This is a genomic window from Cognatundibacterium curvum (genome assembly GCF_014284235.1).
Taxonomy (GTDB): Bacteria; Pseudomonadota; Gammaproteobacteria; order Burkholderiales; family Burkholderiaceae_D; genus Undibacterium; species Undibacterium curvum.
In genome coordinates, this window is sequence record NZ_JACOGD010000008.1 from 63182 (window position 1) to 87020 (window position 23839).

The 23839-nt window shown below is 53.7% G+C and carries 24 protein-coding genes; 15 read left to right on the forward strand and 9 right to left on the reverse strand.

What is annotated here, in order from left to right:
* Nucleotides 1-73: 73 nt before the first annotated feature.
* From H8K43_RS15170 to mpl, 3 genes are read right to left on the reverse strand one after another with little or no spacing between them, the layout of a single operon-like run.
* Nucleotides 74-703, reverse strand: coding sequence for a chorismate--pyruvate lyase family protein (locus tag H8K43_RS15170; RefSeq protein WP_230404014.1), 630 nt, complete (start codon nt 701-703; stop codon nt 74-76).
* Entirely contained in the window at nt 687-1262 is a 576-nt protein-coding gene (locus H8K43_RS15175) for a YqiA/YcfP family alpha/beta fold hydrolase (protein WP_186904615.1), read from the reverse strand. Before H8K43_RS15175 ends, H8K43_RS15170 begins: the two co-directional genes overlap by 17 nt.
* Nucleotides 1259-2644 carry a UDP-N-acetylmuramate:L-alanyl-gamma-D-glutamyl-meso-diaminopimelate ligase gene (gene mpl / locus H8K43_RS15180; RefSeq protein ID WP_186904616.1) on the reverse strand — a complete coding sequence of 462 codons (1386 nt, stop codon included), beginning with the start codon at nt 2642-2644 and terminating at the stop codon, nt 1259-1261. Before mpl ends, H8K43_RS15175 begins: the two co-directional genes overlap by 4 nt.
* A 168-nt stretch (nt 2645-2812) precedes the next feature.
* Here mpl and H8K43_RS15185 point away from each other — a divergent pair, with 168 nt between their 5' ends.
* Complete coding sequence (locus H8K43_RS15185) at nt 2813-3409, forward strand: hypothetical protein (RefSeq protein ID WP_186904617.1); 597 nt, start codon at nt 2813-2815, stop codon at nt 3407-3409.
* A 68-nt stretch (nt 3410-3477) separates the two neighbouring features.
* On the opposite strand, the gene H8K43_RS15190 is transcribed toward H8K43_RS15185, so the two are convergent.
* Together H8K43_RS15190 and H8K43_RS15195 are read right to left on the reverse strand one after the other, a co-directional pair.
* A complete protein-coding gene (locus H8K43_RS15190; RefSeq protein WP_186904618.1) occupies nt 3478-4527 on the reverse strand; it encodes a M48 family metallopeptidase in 1050 nt (349 codons plus the stop codon).
* A 10-nt stretch (nt 4528-4537) separates the two neighbouring features.
* Nucleotides 4538-5722 (reverse strand): YjgN family protein, encoded by a 1185-nt coding sequence (locus tag H8K43_RS15195; RefSeq protein WP_186904619.1) that lies wholly within the window; start codon nt 5720-5722, stop codon nt 4538-4540.
* 318 nt (nt 5723-6040) lie between these two features.
* Between H8K43_RS15195 and H8K43_RS15200 the strand changes: the two genes are divergently transcribed.
* The 6 genes from H8K43_RS15200 to H8K43_RS15225 all read left to right on the forward strand — a co-directional run bounded on the left by H8K43_RS15200 (nt 6041) and on the right by H8K43_RS15225 (nt 11753).
* Nucleotides 6041-6586 (forward strand): TlpA disulfide reductase family protein, encoded by a 546-nt coding sequence (locus H8K43_RS15200; RefSeq protein ID WP_186904620.1) that lies wholly within the window; start codon nt 6041-6043, stop codon nt 6584-6586.
* Nucleotides 6587-6658: 72 nt separating this feature from the next.
* Nucleotides 6659-7096, forward strand: a complete 438-nt coding sequence (gene aroQ / locus H8K43_RS15205; protein ID WP_186904621.1) for a type II 3-dehydroquinate dehydratase — start codon at nt 6659-6661, stop codon at nt 7094-7096.
* A 144-nt stretch (nt 7097-7240) separates the two neighbouring features.
* On the forward strand, nt 7241-7699 hold the full coding sequence (accB, locus tag H8K43_RS15210) for an acetyl-CoA carboxylase biotin carboxyl carrier protein (protein WP_186904622.1): 459 nt from the start codon (nt 7241-7243) through the stop codon (nt 7697-7699).
* Nucleotides 7700-7760: 61 nt separating this feature from the next.
* Nucleotides 7761-9128: an acetyl-CoA carboxylase biotin carboxylase subunit gene (accC, locus tag H8K43_RS15215; RefSeq protein WP_162020779.1), complete on the forward strand. Its 1368-nt coding sequence runs from the start codon at nt 7761-7763 to the stop codon at nt 9126-9128.
* A 225-nt stretch (nt 9129-9353) separates the two neighbouring features.
* Entirely contained in the window at nt 9354-10265 is a 912-nt protein-coding gene (gene prmA / locus H8K43_RS15220; RefSeq protein WP_186904623.1) for a 50S ribosomal protein L11 methyltransferase, read from the forward strand.
* Nucleotides 10266-10268: 3 nt separating this feature from the next.
* Nucleotides 10269-11753 carry a DUF3426 domain-containing protein gene (locus H8K43_RS15225; RefSeq protein WP_186904624.1) on the forward strand — a complete coding sequence of 495 codons (1485 nt, stop codon included), beginning with the start codon at nt 10269-10271 and terminating at the stop codon, nt 11751-11753.
* A gap of 148 nt (nt 11754-11901) precedes the next feature.
* Here the strand turns inward: H8K43_RS15225 and H8K43_RS15230 are convergent, their stop codons facing one another.
* Nucleotides 11902-12816, reverse strand: coding sequence for a pseudouridine-5'-phosphate glycosidase (locus H8K43_RS15230; protein ID WP_186904625.1), 915 nt, complete (start codon nt 12814-12816; stop codon nt 11902-11904).
* Entirely contained in the window at nt 12809-13930 is a 1122-nt protein-coding gene (locus tag H8K43_RS15235; RefSeq protein ID WP_186904626.1) for a carbohydrate kinase, read from the reverse strand. Before H8K43_RS15235 ends, H8K43_RS15230 begins: the two co-directional genes overlap by 8 nt.
* A 672-nt stretch (nt 13931-14602) precedes the next feature.
* Here H8K43_RS15235 and rbsK point away from each other — a divergent pair.
* The 8 genes from rbsK (at nt 14603) to H8K43_RS15275 (ending at nt 23053) form a co-directional block, all read left to right on the forward strand.
* Complete coding sequence (rbsK, locus tag H8K43_RS15240) at nt 14603-15529, forward strand: ribokinase (protein WP_186904627.1); 927 nt, start codon at nt 14603-14605, stop codon at nt 15527-15529.
* A 154-nt stretch (nt 15530-15683) separates the two neighbouring features.
* Entirely contained in the window at nt 15684-16679 is a 996-nt protein-coding gene (locus H8K43_RS15245) for a BMP family lipoprotein (protein WP_186904628.1), read from the forward strand.
* Between the two features lie 108 nt (nt 16680-16787).
* Nucleotides 16788-18317 (forward strand): ABC transporter ATP-binding protein, encoded by a 1530-nt coding sequence (locus H8K43_RS15250; RefSeq protein ID WP_186904629.1) that lies wholly within the window; start codon nt 16788-16790, stop codon nt 18315-18317.
* Nucleotides 18318-18376: 59 nt separating this feature from the next.
* Nucleotides 18377-19459, forward strand: coding sequence for an ABC transporter permease (locus tag H8K43_RS15255; protein WP_186904630.1), 1083 nt, complete (start codon nt 18377-18379; stop codon nt 19457-19459).
* A 6-nt stretch (nt 19460-19465) separates the two neighbouring features.
* Nucleotides 19466-20437 (forward strand): ABC transporter permease, encoded by a 972-nt coding sequence (locus tag H8K43_RS15260; RefSeq protein WP_186880335.1) that lies wholly within the window; start codon nt 19466-19468, stop codon nt 20435-20437.
* Between the two features lie 175 nt (nt 20438-20612).
* Nucleotides 20613-21602: a nucleoside hydrolase gene (locus tag H8K43_RS15265; protein ID WP_186904631.1), complete on the forward strand. Its 990-nt coding sequence runs from the start codon at nt 20613-20615 to the stop codon at nt 21600-21602.
* Nucleotides 21603-21618: 16 nt separating this feature from the next.
* Nucleotides 21619-22461 (forward strand): isopenicillin N synthase family oxygenase, encoded by an 843-nt coding sequence (locus tag H8K43_RS15270; protein ID WP_186904632.1) that lies wholly within the window; start codon nt 21619-21621, stop codon nt 22459-22461.
* Nucleotides 22462-22570: 109 nt separating this feature from the next.
* On the forward strand, nt 22571-23053 hold the full coding sequence (locus tag H8K43_RS15275; RefSeq protein WP_186904766.1) for a cytidine deaminase: 483 nt from the start codon (nt 22571-22573) through the stop codon (nt 23051-23053).
* A gap of 47 nt (nt 23054-23100) precedes the next feature.
* Here the strand turns inward: H8K43_RS15275 and H8K43_RS15280 are convergent, their stop codons facing one another.
* Both H8K43_RS15280 and H8K43_RS15285 read right to left on the reverse strand, forming a co-directional pair.
* Nucleotides 23101-23535 carry a hypothetical protein gene (locus tag H8K43_RS15280; RefSeq protein WP_186904633.1) on the reverse strand — a complete coding sequence of 145 codons (435 nt, stop codon included), beginning with the start codon at nt 23533-23535 and terminating at the stop codon, nt 23101-23103.
* A gap of 26 nt (nt 23536-23561) precedes the next feature.
* Nucleotides 23562-23792: a hypothetical protein gene (locus H8K43_RS15285; protein WP_186904634.1), complete on the reverse strand. Its 231-nt coding sequence runs from the start codon at nt 23790-23792 to the stop codon at nt 23562-23564.
* Nucleotides 23793-23839 lie beyond the last annotated feature (47 nt).

Here is a 23839-nt window from a genome sequence, read left to right on the forward strand (position 1 = left end):
TCTATCCTTGCTATGATGCCGGCAAACTGATGTGTGCGCGTCCAGCGACGCGCCTCAGCTCCAGTCTGCCAGCTTAATTCTTGTTTAGCCCGGCTGCCAATGGCGCATCCGGTAAATTTCTGCTGGCTGGTAAAAATACTTCTGTCACTAATAAACAGGCACCGCGTCGCCAGAACAATGAACGCCGGGCCGGCAGCCAGCTGATGCCACGCAATTCAGGCAAGGTCTGCACGATGCGCTGCATCAGCGGATGACTGGCATGCAGGCGCGCATAGCTGAGCTCGCCACGCCGCACGCCAGGATCATTGAACAAAGTGCTGCCCAGCGACTTTTCACCCAAAGCATGAAACAAGGGCCATTCATTGGCAGTGGCGCTCAGCGGCACCACGGTATGCCCATAAATCACCGGCGTTTCGTCACAGCGCAGTATCACCTCGCGCTCATGCACCATCTGCGCGCGCGCAAGGCCGATAGCAGCATACTCATCGGCCAGACAGCGTGCTTTGTGTTGCGACAAGCGCTGCACCCGGAAGCGCTGACACCGCGCAACCAGTCTCGCCGTCAGCGAGTCACGGTTACTCAGCCAGGTCTGCATCTGACGGCTGACCTGCACGGCATTCACATGCGTGCTCCAGCCTGCCGGTTTGCAGTGATAACTTTGCTGCCGTATTGCACTCTCCATGCGCTTAAGCACTCCGGCCATCGCAGTAATCCAGCACCAGATCCAGATGATCAGCAAATTCGGCGATGCCGTGATCACTGCCCTCGATAATGAGTTGTCGGGCACCCGCATAAAAACTGATCATTTCACGGTAATCCAGCACTTCATCACCGGTCGCTGCCATCAGAAAATAGCGTTCAGGCCGGGTAATGCCGCTAATGGCCAGCGCACGCAGCTGATCCACGTATTCCGCCTTAAATTCAAACACCTGATCGCTGTGATAATACGTCGTCACACCCACATAGGATTCCAGCTCGCGCGGCGGCTTCACCGCCGGATTGACCACCACAGCGCGACAGCCATACTGTTCCGCCAGCCAGGTCGCATAAAAGCCGCCCAGCGATGAGCCGATTATCGTCAGTTGTTCCGGTGGGGTATCTGCAATGATGGCCTGCGCCTGTGCTATCGCCTCTGCCGGTGACGGCGACAAAGCGGGACTATGGAATTCTGCACTGCGGCCAAGCTGATCCATATGGGCCTGCATCACCCTGGCCTTAAAGGAACTGGGTGAAGAACGAAAGCCGTGCAGGTACAGTATCATGCCTGCTCCGCTGGCAAGGCTGTGAGCGCATCGAGCAGCTTCTGATGGATGCCGCCAAAGCCGCCATTACTCATCACCAGTACCGTATCACCGGGACGGGCTGCCGCCACGATGGCATCGACCAAAGCCGGTATCTGCTGAAACGCAGCTGCCTTGTCACCCAAAGGAGCGAGTGCTTCGGCCAGGTCCCAGCCCAAAGCATCCTTGCCTTCCTGGGCACCATAACCAAACACCAGATCGGCCTGCGCCAGCGCTTCCGGCAAGGCCTGTTTCATGGTGCCCAGCTTCATGGTGTTGGAACGCGGTTCCAGCACAGCCAGTATGCGCTGCGCACCGACTTTGCGACGCAAACCTGCTACCGTGGTGCTGATCGCGGTCGGATGGTGGGCAAAATCATCAATCACAGTGACACCCTGCACCACGCCACGCACTTCCATACGGCGTTTCACATTCACGAATTGCGACAGTGCTTCTATCGCCAGTGCCGGCGGCACGCCCACATGGCGTGCAGCAGCAATCGCAGCCAAGGCATTCTGACGGTTATGTTCACCATTCAGCGCCCATTGCACGCGACCTTGTAATTGCTGCTCAAAATACACATCGAAATCTTCACCCTGTTGCAGCTCCAGACGCCAGCTTTGCTGCTGTCCGAAACTCTCCTGTTCGCTCCAGCAGCCGCGCTGCATCACATTGCCGAGAGCTGCACTATCGCCATTGAAGATCACACGGCCCACACCCGGCACGGTACGCACCAGATGATGGAACTGGGTTTCTATCGCTTTCAGATCAGGGAAAATATCGGCGTGATCGTATTCCAGATTGTTCAGGATCGCCGTTTTGGCATGGTAATGCACAAATTTACTGCGTTTATCGAAGAAGGCAGTATCGTATTCATCCGCTTCGATCACAAAAAAATCAGAAGCATGATTGCCCTGTAGGCGCGCTGAAATACCGAAATTCATCGGCACCCCGCCGATCAGAAAGCCTGGCGCATAAGCTGCATACTCAAGTATCCAGGCCAGCATGGCCGACGTCGTGGTTTTACCATGGGTCCCCGCAACAGCCAGCACCCACTTATGGCGCAGGATATGCTCCCCCATCCATTGCGGACCAGAGACATAAGGCAGGCCACGGTTCAGGATCTCTTCCATCAGCGGATTACCGCGCGAAACCACATTGCCGATCACATACAGATCCGGCTCTAAGGCGATCTGCTCTGCGCCGAAGCCCTGGGTCAGGGTAATGCCCTGCGCTTCCAGCTGGGTGCTCATGGGCGGGTAGACATTGGCATCGCAGCCCGTCACGGTATGCCCGGCTTCCTTCGCTAACACCGCCAGTCCACCCATGAAGGTACCGCAGATACCTAAAATATGAATATGCATAATGCCTCTAAATTTCAGAATCCCGCAATTCTACCCGACATCAGCATGGATACCCTATGGGGAAATCGGTGGAAAACGACAGAAATGCGGCGTCGGCAGCCCCTTACGGCGATACGCGGGTAACAGTGGTGACTGGCGAGGCTGACGGGCTTGGGCTATCATGCCCGCATGATGATACACACACCGAATGAAGCCGAAGCACTGCGTGCCGAAATCGCGGCGCTGGCAGCCCGCATGATTGCTGAGGATGGCGCGGATTACGCCTCAGCCAAGAAGAAGGCTGCCAAACAATTGCTGGGCAATCAGCGCATCAAAGGTGATGTACTTCCTGACAATGCGCAGATAGAACAGGAAGTGCGTGAATACAATGCGCTGTTCTTTGGCGACACCCAGCCGCAACGCTTGCAGCATTTACGCCTACTGGCGCTGGAAATCATGGAGCAGCTGGAGCAATTTCAGCCCTATCTGGTCGGCGCCGTACTGAATGGCACCGCCGGTCAGCATTCTGATATTTATCTGCATCTGTACACCGATAATGCCAAGGAAGTCGCGATTTTCCTGCTGAATAAAGATGTGCAGTTTGAGGTATCGGAAAGCTATAACGCACGTAATGAGAGCATAGAGACGCTCAGTTTCCTGTACAGGAATGAAGGCGTGCATCTGATCCTGCACGAACAGGATGGCTTACGCAGCGGGCAAACCCGCAGCAATGAACGTGCGAATCTGTCAGCACTGCGCCAATTGATTGCTACGCCCACGGAATAAGCTGGCAGCCTGTCAGCCTGATCAGCCAGCGTCGGTATTGTATGAGGCTGGCTGTTCAAGTTTTTACGCTATTTAGCTGCTGCGGCGCGCGCACGCTCTATGCGCAGCTTGGGATTCGGATGCGAACTCACATAATCCAGGCTCTCGCGTAACCATGTGGGTAACTTATCGACATTCTTTTCACTCTCTTTGGTCAACTTAACGAATGCTTCGGCAAAGCGCCCGGGTGATATCCCTAATGCCTGCATTCGCGCAAACGCATAGGCATCCGCCTCCGCCTCTGTATCGCGCGAATAATCCATTTTGATCAAGAGGCCGGGCGCGACCGTCATTACCACACTGAAATCACCGAACAGCGTGGCCATCATTACCGTCACCATGGAGTCACTGATCAGCCCACGCATGGGATGGCGATACTGAATATGGCCGACTTCATGCGCGATGATGGCAGCGACTTGCTCCTCTGCCTCAAGGTCGAGCAAATCGTCTTTCTCCGCTTTCAAAAGAGTAATCAACTCATCCGTCACCACGATCGTACCGCCAGGCAGAGCAAAGGCATTCGCACCAATCTTCTCAGCGGATCTGACTTCCAGATGTATAGGAAACAGCGCATTGGCTGGCTTGATACGTTTCAGGATTTTTTCGGCTTGCGAAATTTGCGCATCGCTGAGCTTACTTGGTTTGAAAATCTGCTCATCTAATAACACCATCACCTTGCCGCCAAATTCACGCTCAGTGATGACTGGCACCCAGTTCACAGCCCGATCCGCAATCGCCGGGATCAGCCAACGATACGCACTGAACAACATAGCTGCCATCACGATAATCGCCAGCAGTGCCAACATCCATTTGGCTTGCCAGCGCTCGACCAGACCGGGCTGGTAAGCCATCATCTGGCGCAGCGCCTGCTTATCAGATGCCGCCTGTACTTCGGCATGCGATCCATCCGGGAAGCGCAACAATCCTGGCGCTGCAAGAAATAACTCGTCCAGCTGGGTTTGTGCTTTGTTATAGCGCTGCGTCCAGGCTTCACCACTCAACTCCAGGACATCACCGTGATCCTGCAGCTGTGCAGAACGATGCTGTGCGTGAAGACCATCAAAATACAATACTTGCATCACATCACCCTCACCAGGAAAGATCAAAGCCGAACATATCTGCCGACGCGTCTGAGGTCGCAGCGCTCCCCTGAGCGTCTGCAGCAGCACCCGCAGCATCAAAACTGGCAACCGTCAGTTGCATATGCTCAAGCCGGAAGCGATAAGCTGCGACTACCGCAAACGGGCGATAAAGCCCCAGACTCAACATAGTAAGGAAGAAGTTTTTTGTTTGCAGTTTGACATATTTTTGCATAGAGAGCGCCGACCTGATTTGTATCCCAGGTAAGCTAGTTGCATTCCAAATCAGATTCCACAGGTTTGTTTGCAAAGCCGGTCCCAGTATCAGATATATAACATAAGCGAATATTATGCTTCCGACAAACCCCAATATACCTCCCCAAACTTTACCGATAACAAACGCAAATATTGCGGCCAGCAAGCCGCCAAGAAACGTGGCAAGCAGGATCACTAAACCAGCAGCGACAAAAGGCCACACAAAGTTACCCCGCCCCAAAGTCGTGGCAGAGCGCAAACGTCCATAAGCAAAATTCCCATTCTGATAGCGCTTCATGCCCGCATATAGCCAGGGCCAGCTCAAATACGGCAGGAAAGCATACAAAAGCCAGGTGGTACGGCGCGGATACAGCACAGTCACCAGACCCGGCAACAGGAACACCACCACCACTGGGAGATACACCAGGTAAGCACGCATGCGGCTGCCGTGAAATTGAAAGCGAATGCCACGGTAGCTGGTATTTTGTAAGCGAAAACGTAAGGCCCCTCTGAGCATCAGCGGTAGCATAAATAGCAAAGCCACGGCGATCACGATTGCACTCATTTTAGACAAGCCATACACATAGTGATAAAAAAACAAAAATATCACGCTGATGATACGGCCACGCAAAATCACCTCGGGACGGCCATGGAAATTAAAAACCGCCCCGGCATACACCGTATTCTGGTCAAAGTACTTGAGCCGCCTGACCTTGGCCCAGGCCGAATACACCCCCAGCGTGAGCAGGCTCAGACACAGGTTAACGATCCAGATACGGAAATACTCTTTGCCACTCCCGGTAAAATAAATGCGGTCGTCGACAGACGGAGCCTGCGCTGTGTCCGTCGAGGTGATGGACGGACTGGATGGCATGGCATCCTGACTTTCTGTGGCCGGTGCGCTCAACTGGTCCACGGGTACTGCATGACTACTTAACATAAGACTTCCCAAATCAGTGACGACATCAAGGCGGACGATAAAGCGATTGCAAATAAGCGATTGCAACATATTCAAGGCTTCAGCATGGCAACACTCCCGGCACGGTGAAGGACTTACAACGCCTGCACAACCAGAAGCCATGACCTGATCTATGCTGCTTTGAATTAATTACATTACTATTTTTACATACAATTTACACAAATACCACTTATGAGGCGGCGCACAATCAGACTGACTGAACACGCGCTAAGGCAAACTGAGCTAAGATGCCTGCCAGTCATAAACTCAGCAATTCAGTCACACAGAGAGTAAGCGATCATGATCAATAAAAAATTCCTGTCCTTCGCCGTCCTGATCGGTGCCGTCTGCGCCGGTCTCGGCATTTATGCTGGCAATGTCCATTCCACGCCGGACACACCGCAATCGGGTGCAGTCAAACAATTGATGAGTAAATCCCTGCCTGACGCCAGTGGTAAACCCCACGCGCTGGCGCAATACAGCAATCAACTGTTGATCGTGAATTTTTGGGCGACCTGGTGTAAACCTTGCGTCCAAGAAATGCCAGAATTATCTGAATTGCAAAATGAACTCAAATCTAAAAAGGTGCAGATACTGGGTCTGGGCATAGACAGTCCGTCCAATATCACCGAATTTACGCAGAAGTATCCTGTCAGCTACCCCATATTTGTCGCGGGTCTGGACGGTAGTGAGCTATCACGTCAACTCGGCAATCAGGCTGGCGGTCTGCCGTTTACTGTGATGCTGGATGCACAGGGTAAGCTGGTCAAAACCTATCTGGGACGCTTGAAAATGCAGGAATTAAAAGCAGATATCGCCAAATATTCTGCGGAAAAATCAAAGTAAGTCGTTTTTTTCTTGCCAATCTGCGGTTATTAACGGCAAAATGCGGCCATCTTCGTCAAACTGAATGCGACTATGGCAAGCAAACTGCTGCTGCTGAATGGCCCCAATCTGAATTTGCTTGGCACCCGTGAACCCGCAACCTACGGTTCCACCACCCTCGCTGAAGTGGAAGCTGCCGCCATCGCGCAAGCGCGGGCGGCGGGTGCAGAACTGGTCTGCTTCCAAAGCAATCATGAAGGCGCACTGATCGATCGTATTCATGCTGCGCGTGCGGAACAAATTGACGCCATTGTGGTCAATCCCGGTGGGCTCACGCATACCAGCGTGGCACTGCGGGATGCATTGGCTGGTGTGGCGATTCCTTTTATTGAGCTGCACATCTCTAATGTGCATCAGCGCGAAAGCTTCCGGCATCACTCATTTTTATCCGCCATCGCTCAAGGTGTAATTTGTGGCCTGGGCACAGACGGCTACCGGTTAGCGATTGATTTTTTCCTCAAAAAGCGCTAACTTCCACCATCTCCGCGCTAACTTAGCTTAAATTTAAATAAAATAGTTTACAATTTGCTGCGCGGAAGCATTGCAGAAACCGAGTAAACACTCTATATTGCGCGCTTACTTTTTTCAGAACTACTTTTTTCAAGGGGATTCCACATGGATTTAAGAAAACTCAAGACCCTGATCGACCTCGTAGCAGAATCGGATATCGCAGAACTCGAAGTAACGGAAGGTGAAGGCAAAGTCCGTATCGTTAAGTCCTCCGCCATGCCCCAGAATCAAGTTGTGATGATGCAGCCGCAGGCGCAACAAGCCGCACCGCTGGCAGCAGCACCCGTAGCGAGTGCAGCACCAGTGGCAGCAGCGCCTGCAGTACCTGAGGGTCTGATCGTGAAATCACCGATGGTCGGTACTTTCTACCGTTCTTCCGCTCCAGGCGCAGCGCCATTTGCGGATATCGGCAAGAGCGTCGCTAAAGGCGATACCCTGTGCATCATCGAAGCGATGAAGCTGTTGAATGAAATTGAAAGCGATTACGAAGGCACGATTAAGCAAATCCTGGTAGAGAATGGTCAGCCAGTCGAGTTCGGCCAACCACTGTTTGTGATTGGCTAATCCTGGCCGGGATGCCTGACAGGCACCGCAGCTGCAACCATTGCTACAGCAAAGTTAAATCATGTTTGAAAAAATTCTTATCGCCAATCGTGGTGAAATCGCATTGCGTATCCAGCGTGCGTGCCGCGAAATGGGCATTAAAACCGTGGTTGTGCATTCTGAAGCCGACCGCGAAGCCAAGTATGTGAAACTGGCGGATGAATCCGTCTGTATCGGCCCGGCACCTTCCAATCTGAGCTATCTGAGCATGCCAGCCATCATCAGCGCGGCAGAAGTGACCGATGCCCAGGCTATCCACCCAGGCTATGGCTTCCTGTCTGAAAACGCTGATTTCGCAGAACGCGTAGAACAATCCGGCTTTGTTTTCATCGGCCCACGCGCCGAATCCATCCGTATGATGGGCGACAAAGTCTCAGCCAAGCACGCCATGATAGAAGCTGGTGTGCCTTGCGTACCCGGCTCAGAAGGCGCACTGCCGGATGATCCTAAGGTGATCGTCCAGACTGCACGTAAAGTCGGCTATCCGGTCATTATCAAAGCTGCAGGTGGTGGTGGCGGTCGCGGTATGCGCGTGGTTCATACTGAAGCCGCACTGCTCAATGCAGTCACCATGACCAAGACTGAAGCCGGAGCCGCCTTCGGCAATCCTGAAGTCTATATGGAAAAATTCCTGGAAAATCCACGTCACGTGGAAATCCAGATTCTGGCCGACCAGCATGGCAATGCAGTCTGGCTCGGTGAACGCGACTGCTCTATGCAGCGCCGCCATCAAAAAGTCATCGAAGAAGCACCGGCACCCGGCATTCCGCGCGAGCTGATCGCCAAAGTCGGTGAGCGCTGTGCGGCTGCCTGCCGCAAGATAGGCTACCGTGGCGCGGGTACCTTTGAATTCCTGTATGAAAACGGCGAATTCTATTTCATCGAAATGAACACCCGTGTGCAGGTTGAACATCCGGTCACAGAAATGATTACCGGCATCGATATCGTGCAGGAACAAATCCGTATCGCTTTCAACGAAAAGCTGCGCTTTACGCAAGACCAGGTACAGTTCCGTGGTCACGCGATCGAGTGCCGTATCAATGCTGAAGATCCGTTCAAGTTCATCCCTTCACCAGGCCGTATCACTTCCTGGCATACACCGGGCGGCCCTGGCATTCGTGTTGACTCACATGCTTATGCAGGGTATTTTGTACCGCCTAACTATGATTCCATGATAGGTAAGGTGATTGCTTACGGTGAAACCCGTGATCAGGCTATCCGTCGCATGCAGATCGCGTTGTCAGAGATGGTGGTGGAAGGCATACAAACCAACATCCCTTTACATCGTGAACTGATGATCGATGCGCGCTTTATCGAAGGTGGCACCAATATTCACTACCTGGAACATAAACTGGCAGGCATGCCCGTGCTGGATAAGAAGGTCAAGTAATCAGTAAAAAATCAGTAAAACAGACTGCGCCGCATCCTGATTAGCGCAAACTGAAATTGACAGAAGTGTACAGAGGCTGGCAACAGCCTCTGTGCGTTACAACAGACTAAAACTAAGAAAACAGAGTTTAGGCAAAACCGCTCCGGCGACAGCCCAACTGCCAAACGGAAAGCACGGCTGTCACACCGGAACAATTTTGCGTAAGTTCTGAGAAAGAAACAAATTATGGGTTGGATAGAAATCGTCATCGAAGTGGCGCGTGAGCATGCAGAGTCTTTATCGGATGCCTTGATGGAAACCGGTGCTTTATCGGTGTCTGTCGAAGATGCAGATGAAGGTACCGAAGCAGAAAAACCGCTGTTCGGTGAGCCTGGCATGGAGCCGGATGAAGCGGCCTGGGATCGCAGCCGTGTGGTTGCACTCGCCGATGTCGATATCGATCACGCCGCACTGGTGGCAGAAGCAGCAGCCAGTATCGGCCTGACAGTCACGCCATCCTACACGACGCGCAGCGTTGAAGAGCAGGACTGGGTACGTCTGACCCAATCTCAATTCGCACCTATCCATATCGGCAAAAACATTTGGGTCGTGCCTAGCTGGCATGATGCGCCGGATGCGAATGCACTGGTACTCGAACTCGATCCTGGCCTCGCATTTGGCACTGGCAGCCATCCAACCACCCGTCTTTGCATGGAGTGGCTGGAAGCACATGCGCCACAAGGCTTATCGGTACTGGATTACGGCTGCGGTTCCGGCATTCTGGCCATGGTTGCTAAAAAACTCGGCGCAGCGAAAGTTATCGGTGTCGATATTGATCCGCAAGCGATAGAATCAGCAGGCTTTAATGCTGAACGCAATCATTGCGAAATCGAATACGCGCTGCCAGAACCTTTTTCTGTCGCCTATCCCGAATCTGAAAAATTCAATGTGGTCGTCGCCAATATCTTGTCCAGCCCCTTAAAGCTGATGGCGCCTATGCTGGCCGGACGCGTTGCGCCAGGCGGTGCACTGATACTGTCAGGCGTATTGGCACGTCAGGCGGAAGAAGTGGCGGCCGCTTATGCCCCGTTCATCCAGCTCAGCGTATGGGCAGAACATGAAGGCTGGGTTGCCCTGGCCGGTCATTTACCCGCTTAAGCCATGGCACTTGCCACCCGTTGCCCCCATTGCCAGACGACCTTCCGGGTCGCGAATGACCAGTTAAAGCTACATGCCGGACTGGTCCGTTGTGGTGCCTGTCATCAGGCCTTCAATGGGGTGGAACACCTGGTGGCACCGGATGCCGTCAAAGCGGCTCCCGCCAGCCCGTCTGCACAAACGGCTCAGTCGGACAACCAGCCGCTGGCGCAGACACCTGCCGCAGAAACATTCGCTGCCCACACTGCCGTCGCAAACGAAGTGCAGAACGAGAGCGATAACAATGCCGCAGATGTGGAATTGAGTGCCATGCTGGCAGCAGCGACACAGGATGCAGCAGACAGCCATATCAGCACTACCGCACCTGCAAGCACAGAAACTCAGACTGCAAGCCCGCAGGTCTGGAGCCATGCCAGCCGTGCTGAAGCTGATGTTGAGGCTGAAGCTGATGCGGAAGAGTCCGACGAATTCGCACTGGCGCTGCGTGAGCAACAAGAACTGGAACGACTGCAGCTACAGGCCGAATCCGCAATCCAGACAGCCGAACCGCAAGTCAGCCGGGCGACACCTGTGAATACGGACGCGCCAGCCGTCAGTGCAGCGGCGATAGACTTCGATCTGGGTGATGGCATGGACAGCATGCTGCCGGACAGCCTGAGTTCAGAAGCCAGCATCGCCTCCGGTATAGAGTTGGAAACCCGCGCCGCACTCGCGAGTGAGCCGGAAATTGACTGGTCGGTCGCAGAAAATGGCAATGAGGCCGACTTACTATCTGTCCCCGCGCAGCAGGATACCTTGCAGGCCGACCCTTTGCTGGCAGATCACCCTATTGCTGACTTCCCGCTGTCGGATGCAGAAATGCATGCGCTGGCAGCGACAGACTTATCCGTATCACTCGCAGAAACAAACGAACTGAATGCGGACAGCGCAGCCGTGTCGCAAGCCGAAGCGGCAACTGAAGACAAGCCGGAATTTGTATTACAGGCAGAGCGCGCCCAAAAGCGCAAAAAAATGCTGACCATCGTGTATGCACTGCTATCGCTCATCCTGCTTCCAGCGCTGTTGGCACAAGTGGTCTACCTCAATCGCAACAGCATTGCCGCGATGTATCCGGATACCAAGCCGGGTTTGCAAAAAGCCTGCGCCCTGCTGGCTTGTCAGATCAGCCTGCCTGCCAAAATTGATCAGATCACGATAGAAGCGAATGAACTGATTTCTCAAGACAGTGAAAAAAATACCTTCCAGCTCACATTGCAATTACAAAACCACAGCGCCATGCCGCTCGCCTGGCCCCACGTGGAATTGACACTGAATGACGCCAAAGATAAGACGGTGATCAGAAAAAGTTTCAGCCCCAAAGAATATCTGAGCGAAGCAGGCGAAGAAGCCAAAGGCTTCACGCCCAATTCAGATAAAAACATCAAAATTTATTTTGAACTGCCTAAGCTCAAAGCCTCAGGCTATCACGTAGGTGCCTTTTATCCCTGATGCATACCTGATGCATACCTGATGCAAAGCGCATTTAGCTTGCGCCAGAACGCATCAGCTGCTGCGAAGGGCAAGGCCTGCGCACAATCCGGCCTCCCCTTTCTCTCTGCCCCTGTGCCTGGTACTGCCAGCCACCGGGGATCCATCCTTATATGCCTTGTTTCAATGCCAGTGCGAGCTGTGCACCGCATACTGCATTATTTTTCACCAGCGCGATATTCGTCACCAGACTGCGCCCAGCCGTCAGCTCCTTGATGCGAGCCAGCAGGAATGGGGTCACTGCTTTACCGCCTATGCCCTGTTGCGCCGCTTCATCCAGCGCCTGACGCGTGATCGCCTCGATTTCAGCTTCAGGCATGGCATCCGCTTCGGGCACCGGATTCGCGATCACGACACCACCCTCTAAGCCCAGTGCCCATTTGGTATTCAGGAAGGCTGCCTGCTGCTGCGCCGTATCTAAACGGAAGTCAGCACGGAAGCCACTGTCACGTGTGAAGAAGGCTGGGAAGGCTTCCTGTCCGACACTGACGACAGGAACGCCGTGGGTTTCCAGATATTCCAGTGTGAGTCCCAGATCCAGTATCGATTTTGCGCCGGCACATACAACCGCTACTGAAGTCTGCGCCAGTTCCTGCAAATCGGCAGAAATATCAAAACTGGTTTCGGCGCCGCGATGTACGCCGCCTATGCCGCCAGTGACGAATACCTTGATACCTGCGAGTTCGGCACAGATCATAGTTGCTGCCACCGTGGTCGCACCCAGCTTACCGGTGGACAGCACATAGGGCAAATCACGGCGGCTGACCTTGATCGCATCACGCGACTGGCCCAGCAATTCCAGTTCCGCATCGGACAGGCCAATATGGATTTTGCCGTTCATGATCGCTATCGTAGCGGGCACGGCACCATGATCACGAATGATTTGCTCCACTTCTTTGGCGGTCTGTACATTCTGCGGGTAAGGCATACCGTGAGAAATAATAGTCGATTCCAGTGCGACCACTGGTTTGCCAGCCTCGCGTGCGGCCTGAACTTCTGCTGAAAATACCAGGTAATTATGCATAGCTTTCCTCTTGAAAAATGTTAGGCTGCAGTTGCTCGGACACGGTCCGGCCACTCTGCAAAGTCAGTGCCGCCAGTCGCTGTCCGCGCTGGCAAGCGAGTTCTAATTGTGTAGCTTGCTGTAATAAGGAATAGCAAACGCCAGCGCTGAAGGCATCGCCAGCACCGGTCACATCCACTACCTCACACTGCGGCGCAGGTATCGCCGTCAGCAAATCGGTATCAGGACGGGTGCACAAGACCCCTGCGCTACCCATGGTCACGATCACATCCTGCACGCCTTGTACCCGCAGCGTAGCAACTGCTTGCTGTATCGCGACCTGATCCGGCAAAGCCTGTCCGGCGCGCTGCTCGAGTTCACCATGATTCAAAATCAACAGACGCAAACCATGCAATTGCGCGGGCAGGCGCTGCATTTTCGGTTGTGAGACCGCGATAAGCACCAGCGGAATATGTTGCTGCTGCTGTTGCTGCTGTTGCTGCGCATCCTGCAATAATAAACTCAGGCTGTCGGCTGGCAGATTCAGGTCAGCAATCACCATGGCAGCTGCGCTGCGCTGACGCTGGCGTGAGCGCAGAAAATGCGGGTCCAGCCGCTCGCACACATCCATTTGTGCCAGTGCCAGCACCATCTCGCCTTGCGGATCCAGCACCGCCGTGTAACTACCGCTGCTGACGCCAGCCAGGGTCTGACAAGCACTGGTATCTATACCTTGTTCAGCGCTATAGCCGAGTATGGCCTGACCGGCAGTATCATCACCGACTATGCTCATTAACTGCACACGTTGGCCACAACGTGCGAGGTTTTCCGCCACATTGCGCGCCACGCCGCCAAAGCTTTCATATTGGCTTACCGGATTCGAGGTGCCCATTTGTACATCGTTCAGGGTACGCAACTTACGATCCAGATTGGCACCGCCTATGCACACGACTGGCCTGCTGTCTGGCAAGACATAGGCACGGCCCAGTATTTTGCCTTCTCGTATCAGTGCGGCCACATAGCCAGCCACTGCCGAACGTGACAATTGCAACTGATCGGCCAGCTCTTGCTGAGTGACCGCAGGGTTGGCCTGTATCAGCCGCAGTAAATGCTCTTTTCTGGACAAGCTGTTCATTTCAGGGATCACATTAACTTTCTAAGGAGGCAAGCTGCCGGCATGGTATGAACAGAACAGTAAACGCTGTATTCAGGCTATCTGTGCGGAGAAACTATGCAAAAAAAATTTCGGCAATAATAACATCAGACAATCAAACATTTGTTTAAAATTTCAAACAATTGTTTATCCAAATCCATCTTGACTAATCTGCAGTTGAAGCCAGTTTGCCGGCTTGCGCATCCCGCCGCAGGCAAATAGGGAAAAGCAGAATTCCCCGCCATCGCACGTTGTCAAACAAGCGCATATTAAGATGATTTTTCATGTGTTCTTTTCCATTTTCTGGCCACTTTCCGGTCCGTTCTTATGCTGATGATCAAACCTTATTTGACAGCGAGACTCAAGCCCTCCACAATCTCGCTCGCTGCAAAAAAAATGCCGACTAGAGCATCTATTCCAAGTGTGTTTTACCGAATGCTGAACTGCCTGAATCTCCGGTCAATATTGCGCTGACGGAAACGACAATTCAGCGTATTGAGGACAAGATCCGCCTAGGGTGGCAGCCGCTGGCTATTGCACAAAAAATCACCAGAAAACGCGAATCCGCTTGACTAGGCGTTTCGCCCATAGTTAAATACGAAATCGTTTGCGCAAACGATTGCGCAACCCTATTTATTTGAGAAAAACAGCATCATGAAGCCACAGATATGCGTTGTCGGCAGCGTTAATATGGATTTGGTCTTCCGCACACCGCGTATGCCTGCGGTGGGCGAGACTTTGCATGGACACGAATTCCGTCAGATACCCGGCGGCAAAGGCGCGAATCAGGCAGTTGCTGCAGCCCGTCAGGGAGCAGATGTACGCTTTATCGGCGCAGTCGGCGATGATGGCTTCGGCGATTTTTCTCAGCAATCCCTGTCCGCTGACGGCATCAGCCTGACGCATCTGAGCCGCATTCCAGGCGTTGCCACAGGCGTGGCCGGTATTTTGGTAGAAGACAATGGCAGCAACAGCATCGTGCTGGCAGCTGGCGCCAATGCCTCCCTGACCCCGGCCCATATAGATACGGCAGCGGCAGATATCCGCTCTGCGCAAATCCTGCTGTGTCAGTTAGAAACACCACTGAACACCGTGACCCAGGCAATCGCTACCGCGCGCGCCGCTGGTGTCAAGGTCATCCTCAATCCGGCGCCGGCACAGGATCTGAGCCCGGAACTGCTGGCTCAGGTCGATTATCTGATCCTGAATGAAACAGAAGCCGGTCAGCTGAGCCGCATCGCTGTGACTGACAATGCCAGTGCTCAGGCCGCCTCTGAAAAGCTGCTGTCTATGGGTGTCGGCCAGGTATTGCTGACCATGGGCGGCCACGGTGCGCAAATCACGCAAGCTGGTCTGAGCCAGTTCATTCCGGCGATCCGGGTGGATGTGGTCGACACAACAGCGGCTGGTGACACCTTCGTTGGTGCGTTCGCAGTCGGCATCGCCAATGGCTTATCGCTGCTGGAAGCCAGTCAGGAAGCGCAATATACTGCGGCACTGACCGTGACTAAACTGGGTGCGCAGACTTCCATACCACAAAGGGCAGAAGTATTGGCCTTCATGGCAGCCCGTAAAGCATAAGTGACAGATTACATCCCCGGATACAGCGCGGGATTTGATAAAATTTTTATTCCATGGTGAGCCAAAGGTGTTCGCCATGTTAGGCTGGTGAAGATCTGACTATCGTTAAGCGTCTGCATCCCTCACACTACGACATCTGAATAAGGAAGCTCTCATGAAACTCAAACCTTTCTGCCTGACTCTGGCTGCTCTGTTCACTGCAGCCAGCGCCCATGCTGCAGACCCTAAGTTTGCGGTGATTTACGATGCAGGCGGCAAATTTGATAAGTCCTTCAACCAGTCGGCTTCCGAAGGCGCAGAACGCTTCAAAAAAGAAACCAAGATCGGCTTCATGGAAGTACAGGTCGCGAGCGATACCCAGACTGAACAGGTATTACGCAATCTGGCGCGCAAAAAAGTCGACCTGATCGCAGCGATCGGCTTTGCCCAGGCGCAGGCAGTACAGAATATCGCCAAAGAATTCCCTGCAACCAAATTCGTTTTGATCGACGGCATCGCCAAAGGTGACAACGTGAGCTCGGTACTGTTCAAGGAACAGGAAGGCTCGTATCTGGTTGGCGTGGCAGCAGCACTGGCCAGCAAATCGAAAAAGGTCGGCTTTATCGGTGGTATGGACATCCCGCTGATCCGCAATTTCTCTTGCGGTTATGCGCAGGGTGCCAAAGCGACTGACGGCAAAATTGAAATTCTGCAAAACATGGTAGGCACCACCACTGCGGCCTGGAATGATCCGGCCAAAGGCGGCGAGCTGGCGCGCGCTCAGTTTGAACGCGGTGTAGACGTGATTTTTGCCGCAGCCGGTGGCAGTGGCATGGGTACGCTGCAAGCAGTCAAAGAAAAAGGTAAGCTCGGCATCGGTGTGGATTCCAATCAAAACTACATGCATCCGGGCAGTATGCTGACCTCCATGGTCAAACGCGTTGATCAGGCGATTTATGACAGCTTCATGCAAATGAAGAATGGTGACTGGAAAGGCGGCACCGTCTACAAAGGCCTGAAAGAAGGCGGCGTGGATTGGGCGCTCGATAAAGATAACCGCAGTGTCATCAGCGCCGAGATGGAAAAACGCATCAACGCCGCTAAACAAGACATCATTAATGGCAAAGTGAAAGTCGTCGACTTCCGCGATGCCAATAAGTGCCCGGTCTGACCCATACAGTAATTCAGCGGGGCGCAGTAAAATGCGCCCTGATTCATTACTCAGTTTCATAGTCCCGATCCATTTCACCAGTTCCGCCGAACCTAACATCCCGAACGTATGCAGCCAGCTGTCGAATTTCAACACATCTCCAAACGCTTTGGCGCAGTACAAGCCAATCGCGATGTGAGCTTCTCCATTGCGCAAGGATCCATCCACGGTATCATCGGCGAAAATGGTGCAGGTAAGTCCACCCTGATGAGTATCCTGTACGGTTACTACCGTGCCGATGGTGGCAAATTGCTCATCAATGGCCAGCAGCAGGATATCCGTAACAGCCATGAGGCAATCGGCCTCGGCATAGGCATGGTGCATCAGCACTTTATGCTGGTCGATAACATGACCGTGCTCGACAATGTAATGCTGGGCGGCGAAGGTGGCTTCCGTCTGCAAAAAAACCGCAAACAGGTTGAGCAGCAATTGCGTGAAATCTGCCAGCGCTATTCACTCGACGTTGATCCGCTCGATAAGATAGAGGATTTATCCGTCGGTGTGCAGCAAAGGGTGGAAATCCTGAAACAAATTTACCGCAGCGCGAACATCCTGATTCTGGATGAGCCGACTGCGGTATTGACGGTACAGGAAACAGCTTCCCTGTTCGAAGTATTACGCCTGTTCAAAGAACAAGGTAAAACCATTATCCTGATTACCCACAAGCTGCAGGAAATCCTGGATATCACGGATGAAGTCACCGTGATGCGTGCCGGTACGGTAGTGGGTGCGGTACAAACAGCAGCAACCAACAAAGAACAACTGGCTGAGCTGATGGTGGGCCGCCCTATCGAGACCCAGCTGCCGCGCGCGCCATATGTGCCGGGCGCGACGGTGCTCGATGTGAAAGGCCTCAACCTGATCAATGCCCAGCAAGTCAGTCTGCTGAAAGACATCAATTTCCAAATCCGCGCCGGTGAAATCGTCGCCATCGCCGGCGTATCCGGCAATGGTCAGAGCGAATTACTCGAAATTCTGAGCGGTATGCGTCTGCCTACGACGGGTGACATCAGCATGCAAGGTAAGACTTTGCCGTATGCCGGACGCAAGGATGCCGATGGCCTGCCAGCCACTTTCCGTGAACTCGGTATCGCCCATGTGCCGGAAGACCGCTTGCGTGACGCTGTGGTCAAAAACTTCTCAGTCATGATGAACAGCTTCCTCGGTTACCAGAAAAAACTGGGCAAAAGTTTAGGCTGGCTGGATTACAAATCGATTCTGAAAAACTGCCAGAATTTGCTGGCACAGTTTGATGTACGCCCGTCCGATCCGCATTTGCGTATCGCATTGCTGTCCGGCGGTAATCAGCAAAAAGTCGTGATGGCACGCGAAATGGCGGCCAATCCGCAACTGATCTTAGTCGGCCAGCCTACCCGTGGCGTCGATATCGGCACCATAGAAAGCCTGCATGCACGCCTGCTCGCGATGCGCGATGCCGGCGTTGCGATTTTGCTGGTCTCGGTAGAGCTGGAAGAAGTACGCGCGCTGGCTGACCGCATCCTGGTGATGTCAGGCGGTTGCATTACCGGCGAACTGAAAGTAGAAGAATTTGATGCTACCCGCATCGGCCTGTTAATGGGTGGCTTACACAAACACTGATGCGGCTGTCCTACCCGGACAGTCAAGCGTCACCAGAGTAATTCTTTAAGACGATACGTATGAACCAAACCGATCTGCCTCGCTGGGCCACTGCCTTTGCCCTGCCCCTGTTGAATCTGCTGTCAGCCTTGCTGGTGGCCGCAGGCGTGATTTATCTGCTGGGTGAAAGTCCGCTGGAATCTCTGGGCATCCTGCTCAACGCGGCTGTATTTAATCCTGAAGGTCTGGGCTACACCTTGTTCTATGCGGCGACCTTTATCTTCACCGGTTTATCGGTGTCGATTGCGATGCAGGCTGGCTTGTTTAATATCGGCAGTGAAGGTCAGATGTATATCGGTGGTCTGGGACTGACGCTGGTGGTGCTGGCACTCGATGCGAGTCTGCCGGGCTGGGCGCTGATCCCGCTGGCCATGCTGGGCAGCGCGGTATTCGGAGCGGCCTGGGCTTTTCTGCCTGGTTATCTGCAAGCTAAACGCGGCAGCCACGTGGTGGTCACGACCATCATGTTCAACTTTATCGCTGCCAGCCTGATGAATTATGTGATCGTGAGCTTCCTGATCCCGGCTGGTGAACAAAATACTGCCAGCCGCGTGTTTGCAGAAAGCGCATGGCTGCCTAAGCTCAATGGCATTTTGCCGATACTGGGCGAAACACCGCTCAACATCAGCTTTATCCTGGCGCTGCTGGCACTGGTGATTTACGGTCTGGCTGTATGGCGCACCACCTGGGGCTATCAGTTGCGCGCCACCGGACTGAATCAGCATGCAGCGCACTATGCCGGTATTTCTATCAGCAAAACCATCATCGTCACTATGATGATTTCCGGTGCACTGGCGGGTCTGGGCGCGGTCAACTCGGTGCTGGGTTCCACCCACTATCTGAACCTGAACTTCCCGGCCGGTGCCGGTTTTATCGGTATTGCGATTGCACTCATGGGGCGTCAGCATCCGCTTGGCATCCTGTTATCCGCCATCCTGTTTGGTGCACTGATCCAGGGTGGCTTCGATCTGTCGCTGGAAAAACCGAATATTCCGCCTGAAACCTTTATCTTTATCCAGGGCCTGATTATCCTGTTCTGTGGCGCCATGGAAAACCTGTATGCACCGGCTTTATCTGCCCTGCTCAAACGTAAGCCATCCTGAGGAAAAATGATGTTTGATGATTTTCAATTTTCCAGCATTCTGGTTTCTACCATCCGTAATGCCCCGGTTCTGATTTTTGCCGCCATGGCGGGTCTGTTTGCAGAACGCAGCGGCGTGGTTGATCTGGCGCTGGAAGGCAAGATGCTGGCCTCAGCCTTTGTCTCAGCCGCAGTCGCCTATGTGACGCAAAATCCATGGCTGGGCATCCTGGCCGGGGTAGGCGTGTCAGTCGCGATCGCGCTGTTGCAAGGCTTTGTCAGCATTACCCAAAAAGGTAATCAGCTGGTGGCCGGGATCGCGATCAATATCGCGCTCAGTGGTCTGACCTTTGTGCTGGCCCAGTTCTTCTTCATGCAAGGTGGCCGTACTCCGGATCTGGGTGCAGCGCGCCTGTTTGACATCGTGCTGCCAGGTTCGGAAGCACTGGCCTCGATACCGCTGCTGGGCTGGATCTACACCCGTCTGATCGGCGGTCACAGTGCGCTGGTGTATCTGGCATTTGCACTGATACCGCTGGTACACTGGGTGCTGTACCACACCCGCTTTGGTCTGCGCCTGCGCGCGGTCGGTGAAAATCCGCATGCAGCAGATGCGGCAGGTGTCAATGTCGAACGCACCCGCTTTATGGCGATGCTGTGTGCCGGTTTGCTATGCTCATTCTCGGGCGCTTATCTGTCCATCGTACAAAGCGGCTTTTTCCTGCGCGATATGTCGGCCGGTAATGGTTATCTGGCGCTGACCGCACTGGTGTTCGGTAACTGGCGTCCGCTGCAAACGGCGCTGGGTTGCCTGATGTTTGGTTTTTTCACTGCTCTGCAAGTCCAGATCGAAGGGGTGGTCTTCCCTGGCTTAGGAAAAGTGCCGGGATCATTGATACAGATGATTCCTTATGTAGTAACCGTCGTCGTTCTTGCAGGCCTGATGGCGAAATCCGTCGCGCCTAAGGCGATAGGCGTGCCGTTTGTAAAGTCAAGATAAAAGACTATAAAACCTGCCGGCAAACTGCATGGGGCTGACCCGTGCTGGCTGCCGGTGATTTATTTTTTAAATCGACAACGTTAACGGCCTCCTTGAACCAGGTCAAACACAACAAATCGCTTCATGTCTGGGTTCTGTCCAATGGCCAGCTGAAGCTATTTCCTGGAGTATTTTCATGCAAGCAAAACATAAAGTCATATTCGATACGGACCCTGGTGTAGATGACGCAATGGCGCTGTATTTCGCGCTGGCCCATCCTGATATCGACGTGGTCGGTATCACGACTACCTTCGGCAATGTCTATGTCGAACAGGCGACCATCAATGCACTGTACCTGACCCGTATTGCAGGCCGCGCTATCCCGGTCGCGCAAGGCGTCAATGTGCCATTCGCAAAAGCTGCCGGCACGCCGCCCGACTTCATACACGGCGCAGACGGCCTCGGCAATCTGCCATCCCGTATCGAAGTCGGTGGTAAAGCTGAAGTAGAAAGCGGCGCTGAATTCATCGTCAAGATGGCACGTCAGCATCCGGGCGAAATCACGCTGGTCGCAGTCGGTCCGCTGGGCAATCTGGGTCTGGCACTGAAAATGGAACCACAACTGCCTAAGCTGCTGAAAAAAGTCGTGCTGATGGCGGGTGCGGTTGATGAGCCGGGCAATGTATCACCAGTCGCAGAAGCCAATGTCTGGAATGATCCGGACGCAGCAGATCTGGTCTTCACCGCAGGCTGGGATCTGACCATGGTCGGTCTGGACGTTACCCACCGTGTAGTCTTGCCATCGAGCTTCTTTGCGCGTCTGGCAGAACAACATAAACACGTAGCGATGGATACCCTGTCGCATGCTGTGAATTTCTACGCAAACTTCTACCAAAGCATACGCCCTGACCTCGGTCACGCTTGCTACGGTCATGACGTGCTGGCCTTTGTCTGGCTGGTGGCACCGGAAATCTTTGAAACCCAGAGCGGTCGTGTGCGCGTTGCCAAAGAAGGCATAGGCAATGGTCAGACCATGATGGCGAAACTCGCTATCCCTTACCCGCAAGCAGGCTGGGAAGTCAGCAAACCGGAAACCCGCGTCTGCATGAAAGTAGATGCCGATGCCTGCGCTAAGCTGATCGACCAGACCCTGTCCGGCGACTGGCTGCAACCAGCTCTGGCGTAATCGGGAGGGGAAAGATATGTTGATACAACCTGTTGACTACCGTGATCCGGATGCCGCGAAAAAATTCACCGAAAGCCTGCACCAGACCGGCTTTGGCGTATTGACCAATCATCCTTTATCGCAAACCCTGCTTAACACCATTTATCAGGAATGGTACGAGTTCTTCCAGACTGATGCGAAGCACAAGTACAACTACGATACTGAAAAAATGGATGGCTATTTTTCGCCTAAAGTCTCCGAGACCGCCAAAGGCTTTGCCAAACGCGATCTGAAAGAGTTCTACCATGTGTACCCTTGGGGCCGGGTGCCGTCGGAAGTATCGAACGCGGCACGCGAGTACTACGAACAAGGCAATCAGCTGGCGACAGAGCTGCTGCAATGGGTGGAAGACCATACCCCGGCAGACATCAAGGCCAAGTACTCCATGCCTTTGTCGGACATGATCACCGACAGTGACATGACCCTGCTGCGCGTATTGCACTATCCACCGCTGAATGGCGATGAAGAACCGGATGCAGTCCGTGCTGCGGCCCATGGCGACATCAACCTGCTGACCGTTTTGCCGGCAGCGACCCAGGCTGGCCTGCAGGTGCTGGGCAAAGACGATGCCTGGCATGATGTGCCATGCGACTTCGGTATGCTGATCGTCAACATCGGTGACATGCTCGATGAAGCCTCACAAGGCTATTACCCGTCGACCATCCACCGCGTGCTGAATCCGACTGGTGAAGAAGCGAAGAAATCCCGTATTTCGCTGCCACTGTTCCTGCATCCGCGTCCTGACGTCGTGCTGTCTGAACGTCACACGTCCGGCAGCTATCTGCAGGAACGTTTGCGTGAACTGGGCGTGAAAAAATAAGCAGAGACCCAGGCAGAATGCGGCTGCTGGCAGCTTTTCGGGCTGGCAGCCTTATTCTGTGCGGACTTCTGTTTGCAGCAAATAAGCAGTAAGTAAGCAGCAAAGAATTCTGAAGGCATGCGAGGCATGCCTTTTTTTTCCTCAACATGAAACACTGACAGACGAGTCAAAGACTGGTACGGAGAACTTCGATATGCAAGACCAGGAATTAATCGCCCTGGCCAATCAGGCCAGAGAAAAAGCCTATGCGCCGTACTCGCGCTTTTTGGTGGGTGCGGCCTTGCTGACCAAAGATGGCAAAGTTTTTCAGGGCTGTAATGTAGAAAACGCGTCCTATGGCCTGTGCAATTGTGCCGAACGCACCGCCTTGTTTTCAGCCATTGCAGCGGGCTACCGTCCACGTGAATTCGCAAAAATCGCCGTCACCGGCAATACCGAAGCCCCGATCGCCCCTTGCGGCGCCTGCCGTCAGGTGCTGCTGGAACTCGGCGGCCCTGAGCTGGAAATCATCCTGACCAATCTCAAAGGCGACATCAAAACCACCACCGCCGGTGCGCAATTACCGGACGCCTTCTATCTGCAACCGGATTAAGCTGGGCGGCCTGGCGCCGCCACTGTTCAAAAAAGACCGAGGCTGTTTCAGCGAGCATCCGTTCGCAATGCACGACGAATACGGATGCCGTCTACACACTCGCGGGCATGATAGATTGCCATCAGAGCCAGGAAACCAGCCGGAAATAATCCATAGACCAGGCTGATATCAACGGTGAGTACAGCCATCACCACCATGACGGTCGCCGCGATGCCTGCGCCAACGAAACCCGGCGCGAACAATTCCCCAGTTCGCAGATTGCGCCAGCCGCATAAAGTTTGCCAGTCATCGGCTTTTCCTAGTACAGCAAGCACCGTGTCACCGGATTCGAGTTCAGGCCAGCCTGGCACTTCGACACCACAATGATGCGAAAATATCGTCTCAAATCCGAATAAAGTATGACGCGCCTTGCCTCGCATAGCTGGCATACGTACCACATCAAATACACGCGTAAAGCGTACCTGAACAAGATGCAGTGTCATGATGGCGGGTTAGTTGACAATAGCTCTCAGGACCGATCCAAACGCGGAAACAGCTTCACCAGGAGTAAAGGCAAAAACAAGACTAGCAAGCGCTGAAAGCCCGGGACGGCTGCGATAAACATGATGCTGAGTGACAGCGCAGCGCCGCCCTGCATAGGTGCTGCACCATCGCGTATCAGCCAGTAGCACAACATACTCAGTGCCAGGCCAAGTACCCCAGTCGTGATCTGAAAAGAACGTCTTAGTTCGATTGGCATGATGTAGTCCTTTCTCCAATTTTTTCAAATTAATTCCAGCCCCGCAA

Excerpts from the sequence above, each read along its gene's own strand:
- H8K43_RS15270 (WP_186904632.1), top strand. The coding sequence starts at position 21,619 with ATGTTGATACAACCTGTTGACTACCGTGATCCGGATGCCGCGAAAAAA.
- H8K43_RS15235 (WP_186904626.1), bottom strand. The coding sequence starts at position 13,930 with ATGAACAGCTTGTCCAGAAAAGAGCATTTACTGCGGCTGATACAGGCC.
- prmA (WP_186904623.1), top strand. The coding sequence starts at position 9,354 with ATGGGTTGGATAGAAATCGTCATCGAAGTGGCGCGTGAGCATGCAGAG.
- accC (WP_162020779.1), top strand. The coding sequence starts at position 7,761 with ATGTTTGAAAAAATTCTTATCGCCAATCGTGGTGAAATCGCATTGCGT.
- accB (WP_186904622.1), top strand. The coding sequence starts at position 7,241 with ATGGATTTAAGAAAACTCAAGACCCTGATCGACCTCGTAGCAGAATCG.
- rbsK (WP_186904627.1), top strand. The coding sequence starts at position 14,603 with ATGAAGCCACAGATATGCGTTGTCGGCAGCGTTAATATGGATTTGGTC.
- H8K43_RS15200 (WP_186904620.1), top strand. The coding sequence starts at position 6,041 with ATGATCAATAAAAAATTCCTGTCCTTCGCCGTCCTGATCGGTGCCGTC.
- H8K43_RS15190 (WP_186904618.1), bottom strand. The coding sequence starts at position 4,527 with ATGCAAGTATTGTATTTTGATGGTCTTCACGCACAGCATCGTTCTGCA.
- H8K43_RS15185 (WP_186904617.1), top strand. The coding sequence starts at position 2,813 with ATGATGATACACACACCGAATGAAGCCGAAGCACTGCGTGCCGAAATC.
- H8K43_RS15230 (WP_186904625.1), bottom strand. The coding sequence starts at position 12,816 with ATGCATAATTACCTGGTATTTTCAGCAGAAGTTCAGGCCGCACGCGAG.
- H8K43_RS15170 (WP_230404014.1), bottom strand. The coding sequence starts at position 703 with ATGGCCGGAGTGCTTAAGCGCATGGAGAGTGCAATACGGCAGCAAAGT.
- H8K43_RS15250 (WP_186904629.1), top strand. The coding sequence starts at position 16,788 with ATGCAGCCAGCTGTCGAATTTCAACACATCTCCAAACGCTTTGGCGCA.
- H8K43_RS15265 (WP_186904631.1), top strand. The coding sequence starts at position 20,613 with ATGCAAGCAAAACATAAAGTCATATTCGATACGGACCCTGGTGTAGAT.
- H8K43_RS15285 (WP_186904634.1), bottom strand. The coding sequence starts at position 23,792 with ATGCCAATCGAACTAAGACGTTCTTTTCAGATCACGACTGGGGTACTT.
- H8K43_RS15245 (WP_186904628.1), top strand. The coding sequence starts at position 15,684 with ATGAAACTCAAACCTTTCTGCCTGACTCTGGCTGCTCTGTTCACTGCA.
- H8K43_RS15175 (WP_186904615.1), bottom strand. The coding sequence starts at position 1,262 with ATGATACTGTACCTGCACGGCTTTCGTTCTTCACCCAGTTCCTTTAAG.
- H8K43_RS15280 (WP_186904633.1), bottom strand. The coding sequence starts at position 23,535 with ATGACACTGCATCTTGTTCAGGTACGCTTTACGCGTGTATTTGATGTG.
- H8K43_RS15255 (WP_186904630.1), top strand. The coding sequence starts at position 18,377 with ATGAACCAAACCGATCTGCCTCGCTGGGCCACTGCCTTTGCCCTGCCC.
- H8K43_RS15225 (WP_186904624.1), top strand. The coding sequence starts at position 10,269 with ATGGCACTTGCCACCCGTTGCCCCCATTGCCAGACGACCTTCCGGGTC.
- H8K43_RS15260 (WP_186880335.1), top strand. The coding sequence starts at position 19,466 with ATGATGTTTGATGATTTTCAATTTTCCAGCATTCTGGTTTCTACCATC.
- aroQ (WP_186904621.1), top strand. The coding sequence starts at position 6,659 with ATGGCAAGCAAACTGCTGCTGCTGAATGGCCCCAATCTGAATTTGCTT.
- mpl (WP_186904616.1), bottom strand. The coding sequence starts at position 2,644 with ATGCATATTCATATTTTAGGTATCTGCGGTACCTTCATGGGTGGACTG.
- H8K43_RS15195 (WP_186904619.1), bottom strand. The coding sequence starts at position 5,722 with ATGTTAAGTAGTCATGCAGTACCCGTGGACCAGTTGAGCGCACCGGCC.